This is a genomic window from Anaerostipes faecis, from assembly GCF_910574135.1.
GTDB lineage: Bacteria > Bacillota > Clostridia > Lachnospirales > Lachnospiraceae > Anaerostipes > Anaerostipes hominis.
Map to the genome: position 1 here is coordinate 1 of NZ_CAJSYK010000047.1, position 6,331 is coordinate 6,331.

7 protein-coding genes and 2 tRNA genes are annotated in these 6,331 nt (G+C 43.6%); all 9 read left to right on the top strand.

The window, feature by feature from the left end; all coding sequences use genetic code 11:
- Positions 1 to 139: 139 nt before the first annotated feature.
- On the top strand, positions 140 to 442 hold the full coding sequence (locus tag QGT46_RS16570) for a PTS sugar transporter subunit IIB (RefSeq protein ID WP_024729435.1): 303 nt from the start codon (positions 140 to 142) through the stop codon (positions 440 to 442).
- Between the two features lie 19 nt (positions 443 to 461).
- Positions 462 to 1,727 (top strand): PTS galactitol transporter subunit IIC, encoded by a 1,266-nt coding sequence (locus QGT46_RS16575; RefSeq protein WP_024729436.1) that lies wholly within the window; start codon positions 462 to 464, stop codon positions 1,725 to 1,727.
- Between the two features lie 25 nt (positions 1,728 to 1,752).
- Positions 1,753 to 2,490, top strand: coding sequence for an SDR family NAD(P)-dependent oxidoreductase (locus tag QGT46_RS16580; protein ID WP_148460416.1), 738 nt, complete (start codon positions 1,753 to 1,755; stop codon positions 2,488 to 2,490).
- 26 nt (positions 2,491 to 2,516) lie between these two features.
- Positions 2,517 to 3,611 carry a M42 family metallopeptidase gene (locus QGT46_RS16585; protein ID WP_148460415.1) on the top strand — a complete coding sequence of 365 codons (1,095 nt, stop codon included), beginning with the start codon at positions 2,517 to 2,519 and terminating at the stop codon, positions 3,609 to 3,611.
- 37 nt (positions 3,612 to 3,648) lie between these two features.
- Entirely contained in the window at positions 3,649 to 4,464 is an 816-nt protein-coding gene (locus QGT46_RS16590; protein WP_148460414.1) for a BtpA/SgcQ family protein, read from the top strand.
- Between the two features lie 24 nt (positions 4,465 to 4,488).
- Entirely contained in the window at positions 4,489 to 5,118 is a 630-nt protein-coding gene (locus QGT46_RS16595) for a ribulose-phosphate 3-epimerase (protein WP_024729439.1), read from the top strand.
- 13 nt (positions 5,119 to 5,131) lie between these two features.
- Positions 5,132 to 5,596 (top strand): PTS sugar transporter subunit IIA, encoded by a 465-nt coding sequence (locus QGT46_RS16600; protein ID WP_024729440.1) that lies wholly within the window; start codon positions 5,132 to 5,134, stop codon positions 5,594 to 5,596.
- 181 nt (positions 5,597 to 5,777) lie between these two features.
- A tRNA-Ser gene (locus QGT46_RS16605) sits at positions 5,778 to 5,863 on the top strand.
- Positions 5,864 to 5,912: 49 nt separating this feature from the next.
- Positions 5,913 to 6,001: transfer RNA gene (locus QGT46_RS16610), tRNA-Ser, on the top strand.
- Positions 6,002 to 6,331: the final 330 nt, after the last annotated feature.

The following is a 6,331-nucleotide window of genomic DNA, read 5'->3' on the forward strand; positions in this document are numbered from 1 at the left end:
GGCTTCGCCGCAAATTTTGAGCGATTTGTCAAGTGTTTTTAAAAAAAGTGGGTGATTTTTTTGAGATAGGGTCTGAAAGCCTTATAAAATCAGGGCTGAAGATTCCGAGAAGTTATTTCAAAGGAAAGGAGGAATTTTAATGAAGAGACCAATAAAGCTGATGGTTTCATGCGGTTCAGGAATTGCGACATCCACACATGCGGCATCCATTGTTCAGGAATATATGAATGAACATGGCATCCCGGTTTCCATTATGACCTGCAGTGTCAACGATCTGGCCAACAGGCTTACAGGCTGTGATGTGATCTTAAGCACTGCCCAGGTTGCTTTTGATCCGGGCATCCCTGTATTTGACGGACTGCCGCTGCTGACAGGAGTGGGAGAAGAGGAACTGCTGGAAGATTTGCAAAAGACCATTCAAGAAATCACAGAAAAAGATTAGAAGAAAGAAGGAGGATTTTATGGAAATTATATCAAAGGTTTCAGGTGCCCTGACCAGTTTAGGGGCATCGGTGTTGATTCCAATCTTCATTTTCATCATATGTATGGTGTTTGGTGCAAAATTGAAGAAATCACTGATGGCCGGATTGACATTCGGTGCGGCTTATATCGGCTTAAATCTGGTCATCAATCTCATGATTACAACTGTGAATCCTATGGTTACTGCTCTGGCAGACAATCTGGGAGTAAAGAAAGACATTCTGGATGTGGGATGGGCTGTGGGGTCTGCGGTGGCATACAGTACAAAGTGCGGTGTGCTGATCATACTGGTATCACTGGGAGTCAATATCTTAATGCTGGCAACAAAAACGACCAAAACATTGAACGTTGACATATGGAATTTTTGGAACCATGCATTTACAGCATCTGTAGTGTATATCGTTACAGGGAATCTGATCATCGGCCTGGCGGCAGGTGCAGTACACGCAGCGTTTTGTCTGGTCATGGCTGACCGGACAGCAGAAAGAGTTCAGAAGTTTTATAAGATTCCGGGTGTTTCGATCCCACAGGGCTGGGTCGTCACCAGTATTCCGATCATCAACGGTGTGAATTGGGTTTTAGACCGGATTCCGATTATCAAAGATATCGAGTGGGATGAAAAGCATATCCAGGAGAAATGGGGCATCTTTGGAAGCCCGTTGGTTCTTGGTACAACATTGGGATTGATTCTGGGATGTGTGGCAGGTTATTGGAAAGACATTCCGACTCTATTAAACTCGGCAATCTCCATCGGCGCTGTTATGATGATCATTCCCAAATTCATTGCATTATTTATGGAGTCTCTAACGGTGGTATCCGACGCAGCCAAGAAATTTATGGACAAGCATTTTAAGGGGAGAGAATTTTATGTGGGGCTTGATTCAGCTATTTTGATCGGGCATCCGGTTACGGTAGCATCGGCCATTATCCTAATACCGATTGTTCTTGTAGTAGCTATGATCCTTCCGGGAAACCGAGTGCTACCATTTGGTGATCTGGCATCCCTGGCATATTTTGTCGCGCTGGTACCTTGTCTCAGTAAAGGAAATTTATTCAGGTCTATTATTTCGGGGATTGTTATTATGAGCATTGTCCTGCTAATTTGTTCCAGTTTTGGTGCTTCCATGACAACGATGGCTGTGGATGCGGGATATAGTCTTCCAAAAGGAGCCGTGGATATTACAGCTCTGTCCGCCGGAAACTGGCTGACTTGGATTTTCTATAAGATTGCAGGTATATTCGCTTAACAGATCAATATAAAAAGGAGCAGAGATGGGCTATAACATTGAATTAGAAGGACAAGTTGCCGTTGTCACAGGCGCTGCACAGGGGATAGGAGCTGCCATTGCCAAAAAACTTACAGAGGGAGGGGCACAGGTAGTGATCAATGATGTATGCACAAGGGAACAGGCAGACACAATTTTGAGTGAGTGTGAACAAGTTGGGAAGAGGCCTTACTTCATCCGCTGTAATATTGCAGATGAGGAATTGGTTCACCGGATGTTTGATGAGATCAGAGAAACATTTGGCCGCATCGACATTTTGGTGAACAACGCAGGTATCGTTTCAGACTGGGAAAAAAGTTATGCGGTAAACGTGAAGGGTACTTATTTTTGCTGTGAGGCGGCAAAACCGTATTTAGAGGCATCCAAAGGAAGGATTGTGATTCTTACATCGGCTTCCATCTTTAACGGAGGAACGGGCATTCCCGAGTATATTGGCACAAAAGCCGGTACCTACGGACTGACTATGTTTTTTGCAAAGGAATATGCCCATACCGGAATTCGGGTCAACGGTGTAGCGCCGGCAGTGATCATGAGCAAAATGCTGTCCCGCAGATTTGGATCAGAGACGGCGGTCCAGGAGCACTATAAAGATATTATGCCTATGGGAAGGATCGGCTATCCGGATGATATAGCAAATGTGGTACTGTTTCTTTGCTGCGAATTGTCAGACTACCTCTGTGGAGAAGTGCTGATCGCAGACGGAGGCAGGATGCATGTGGGGTAGGAAGCACAGTGTAAAGGAGGGAAAGAATGGACATTTATGAAGAGATTAAAAAATTGACAGAAATATCTGCCATGAGCGGACGGGAAGACCGTATGATTTCTTATATTATCAGCCGGCTGAAAGAAAGTGCTGATGATCTACATGTAGACAAAATGGGGAATGTGACAGCAACTTATCTGGGGAGAGGAGAGAATCCCCCGAGCATTGCCTATTTCGCACATATGGATGAAGTAGGGCTGATTGTTAAAAAGATAGAAGACACTGGATTCTTAAGGCTGGAAAGAGTAGGCGGGATTCCGGAGAAAGTACTCCCTTCTGAATTTTTAGACGTACATACACTGGACGGAACAACTTCAGTCCGAGGAGTTGTAGGAAATACTTCACATCATCTGACATCTGCAGAAAAAAAGTTTTCGGTTACAGCCATAAATGAAATTTATGTAGATATCGGATGCCGATCAAAAGAGGAAGTGTTGTCTCTGGGCGTCGATATAGGAAGTTCAGTAACTTATGTTCCTAATTTTATGAAGATGGGAAACTGTATTGTCTCGAAATCCCTGGATGACAGAATGGGTATCTATACACTTCTTGCTCTGGCAGAGCATTTGGAAACTGCAGAGCACGAAGCTACCGTCTATTTAATTTTTACGGTGCAGGAAGAATTTAATGTCAGATCTTCAACACCGACATTTCAGCGGCTGGAGCCGGATGCGGCCATCTGTGTAGATATTTCTCCGGCCTGTGATACACCGGAACTGGAGGGCAAATATGATATGGCTCTTGGAAAAGGTGTGGCAATCATGTATATGAATTTCCATGGGAGAGGAACTCTCGGAGGCCTGCTTCCAAACCCGAAGCTGAATCAATTTCTTGAGGAAATCGCGGAAGATGAACTTATGAATTGTCAGAAAGAAGTGGTGATCGGAGTCATAACAGACGATGCTTTTACACAGCTCGCGGGAACAGAGGGGATTCCTATGGCTCATTTATCAATTCCGCTCAGATATACACATTCACCGGCGGAGGCAGCGTGTGTGAAAGATATTGAAGACTGCGCAGAGCTTATGTGCCTGTCTGCATGTAAATTCGGAAGGCATGTCGACCTGTCAAGAGGATGTTAAAACTTTAAAACAGCAAGCAGAGGAAAAGGAGAAGAACATGAGTAAAAAATGGACAGAGGAAGTATTGGGAACAGACAAGGTTATTATTGCAATGTGTCATTTCACGGCTTTGCCGGGAGATCCGGGTTTTGACGAGAAAGGAGGAATGGAAGCAGTTGTAGAGCGTGCCCGCAGAGAGATGCTGGAACTGCAGGAAGGCGGTGTCGATGCCATTATGTTCTCCAACGAGTTCAGTCTTCCTTATCTTACAAAGGTAAAAACGGAGACAGTAGCCGCAATGGCACGGATCATTGGAGAGATCAAGGGAGATCTTCACATACCGTTTGGGGTGAATGTTTTATGGGATCCGGAAAAGTCATTAGATTTAGCAAAAGCTACGGGAGCAAAGTTTGTCAGAGAAATATTTACTGGCGTCTATGCCAGCGATTTCGGTATCTGGGACACAAACTGCGGTGAGGTTGTAAGGCATCAGCATGCAATTGGGGCACAGGATGTGAAACTGTTATTCAACATCGTACCGGAAGCGGCAAAATACATTCAAAGAGATGATATTGCCCAGATTGCGAAAAGCACTGTATTTAACTGCAGACCGGATGCACTCTGTGTTTCCGGACTCACAGCAGGTGCTGCCACAGACTCACAGGTACTGAAAACGGTAAAAGATGAAGTTCCGCAAACCATCGTTTTTGCAAATACCGGTGTGAGAAAAGAAAATGTAGCAGAGCAGCTGAAGATTGCAGACGGAGCGGTTGTTGGAACTACATTTAAAAAGGACGGGATTTTTGAAAATGCTGTAGACAGAGAACGCGTAAAAGAATTTATGGATGTTGTAAAAGAGTTCAGAAATAAATAATAGGAGCCGGAGGAATCATTGACTATGAAGATATTTCCGTCATTGGCTTCGGCAGATCAGCTGAAGTTAAGAGAAGAGATTGAAAAGCTCAAAAATCATACGTATCTGCATTATGACATTGAAGATGGAAACTTTGTTCCTAATATAACGTTTGGATTAGGGACGGTCAGGCTGGCTGCAGAAGTTACAGAGGCTTCCATGGATGCTCATCTGATGGTACAGAATCCTTTGGACTATTTGAATGATCTGCAGGCATGCGGTTTTAAAGCTGTAGCTGTTCATTGGGAGGCCCTTGACTATCCTTCAAGAATTATTACAGAGATTAAAAGACGCGGAATGAAAGCCGGAATTGCACTGAATCCACGTACAGCGGTAAATGAAGTAGAATTTTATCTCAATGAAGCCGATTATTTTTTAATTATGACATCAGAACCGGACGGAGCCGGAGAGAAATTTCGAGCGGATATGGTGGAGAAAGTCAGATGGCTTGCTAAGAGATGCCGGACAGATCAGGATATTATTGCGGATGGAGGCATTTCAGGAAAGGAAATACGGCTTTTAAGGAAAAACGGAGCAACAGGTGCTGTTATAGGCAGAGCTGTCTTTCAAGCTGAAGATTCTTTCGGTGCAATCACATACTTTGAGAACTTGTAAGGAGGTATCATCCATGTCACTAAAAGATGCATTGTCAGAAGAAACATGTTTTACCAACATCAGGGCCGAAAGTCAGGAAGAAGCCCTTCATATTATAGCGTCAAAAATGTATCAGAAAGGAATTGTAACAAAAGATTATGAGGAGCACGTGATACAGAGGGAGAAAGAATTTCCTACGGGACTTCCGTTAAATGGATATAAAGTAGCAATCCCGCATACAGATTCCAGATATGTTAAGAAAACGAGAATCTGTGTTGCGTCCCTGAGCGAACCAATTGAGTTTCAGGTTATGGGAGGCAGTCAGGAAAAAACCAGTGTCAGTGTCATCATGATGATGGCAATCAAAGAGCCACATGCCCAGTTGGAAACTTTACAGGAATTAATTCATCTGGTACAGGATGATCGTATGATGGAGGAATTAGTGAGGGCAAAAGACGGAAAAGAGATTTATCATAAAATCGTTTCTTGTATGTGTTAAAGGAAAGGATAAAACAAAAGGGGGTGAGCAGTCAGCTGACCCCTTATAAGCAGTCTTAATTTTTAAGAATACAAAAAAATAAAATATTTTCAAAAAACTTGTTGACAAGTGTAGGAGCGTTTGGTATTATATACAAGCGTCACAGCGAGAGACGCTTAAAAAACAAAGAAAACAAGTACCTGGAGAGGTATCGAAGTGGTCATAACGAGGCGGTCTTGAAAACCGTTTGTCCGCAAGGGCGCGTGGGTTCGAATCCCACCCTCTCCGTTGCTTTGAAGATCAGCACCAGCTGAGAGCAAAGTAGTTAGGGACGCTTGGAGAAGTACCCAAGTGGCTGAAGGGGCTCGCCTGGAAAGTGAGTAGGTCGTTAATAGCGGCGCGAGGGTTCAAATCCCTCCTTCTCCGTTGGAACTTTGACAGGAGGTTCCGGATATAAAGTTTGAGTGCGGTGTGCACTTCGGAAGTTTCACTTCCTCAGTCGCGGCAGAGCCGCTTATATAAAAAGTAAACCGTATGCGCTCAGAAGAATAAATTCTTCACGCGATACACTTCATTTTTTATGCACACAATACTGCAAATGCGAACATTGACAACTAAACAATAAGACAACCTTGAAAATTCTAAGAGATTTTCAGTATCTTTTGAAAAAGATACACGAACGTTCTTTATAAAAGGACACAGTAAAACAAGGATAAAAAAGCTAGCGCTTTTTAGATCCAAGATTGAACATGAGAG